The sequence below is a fragment of the Streptomyces albidochromogenes genome (assembly GCF_005981925.1).
In the GTDB taxonomy this organism is placed as follows: domain Bacteria; phylum Actinomycetota; class Actinomycetes; order Streptomycetales; family Streptomycetaceae; genus Streptomyces; species Streptomyces albidochromogenes.
On sequence record NZ_VBVX01000639.1, the window covers coordinates 1 to 876 of the forward strand.

At 66.6% G+C, this 876-nt stretch carries 1 protein-coding gene; it reads right to left on the reverse strand.

Annotated elements, in window-relative coordinates; all coding sequences use genetic code 11:
• Positions 1-527 (reverse strand): hypothetical protein (locus E2E34_RS34495; protein WP_138905739.1); only part of this gene is annotated, 527 nt, incomplete at its 3' end.
• Positions 528-876: the final 349 nt, after the last annotated feature.

Consider the following 876-nt stretch of genomic DNA (forward strand, 5'->3'; position numbering starts at 1 on the left):
ACGCCGCCCGAGGGAAACCGGGTTTTCCCCGATTCCGCTCCGGAACCGGGCAATACCCGATGTTGGCTCTGACCAGGCGAAGCAGGGTTTTCCCCGGTTTCCCCTGGGCACGTCCGCTCCGGAACCGGGTTTTCTCCGATTCCGCCGCTGACCTGCGACAGCGCGACGGCGCCCGTTGCGATGTACTGAGGGTTGTTGGCCGGGTTCCGGTATGCCCGGTAGCGCCACTCCGGGCGCTTCGTCTTCGGGTTGTAGACGGACCGGCGGAGTAGATGCCCGGCACTTGTCAGACGCTTGGCGATCACCTCGAAGCGGTCGATACTCATCTTCCAGCCAAGAGCGCGCATCCCTGCCGCCAAGGTCTTGCCGGTCGCCTGAGTGGTCGGGGGCAGCAACAGCAGGTGCACCAGAACACCTAAATCCTCCGGCTGGAGGCCCTGCGCTTCGGCAACCGGTCGGGTGACTACGGCCTCTTCCGGGTCTTCCAGCGCGCGCTCGAAGACGCTGGTACCAAACTCCTCCGTCATAGGGCACCGCCCGGCAGGACGATGCGGTCCGCCGACAGGCAGTTCATGGCGGCTTGGAAGTGCCAGGAGCGCATCTGCTGACCCTGGACTGAGCGGCGAGCATACCGAGCCCGTGTGGGCGAGGAAGGGGCGATCCCACCCGTCGGGCGGGCAGGAATCTTGATGGGCACCCCGGCAGATGGGCCCCGCCCGACGGAGGCCGTCTGGGCAGCCGCAGTCTGAGGCCGGCGGCGGGGGTGGAGCTGACAGTGCATGTGGTGGGTCTCCCCTGATCGGGGAGCCGCGGGCAGCGGATGCGACCAGTCAATCAGGGATAAATAGCCCCCTGTGCTGGCTTTCTTGACGGCGA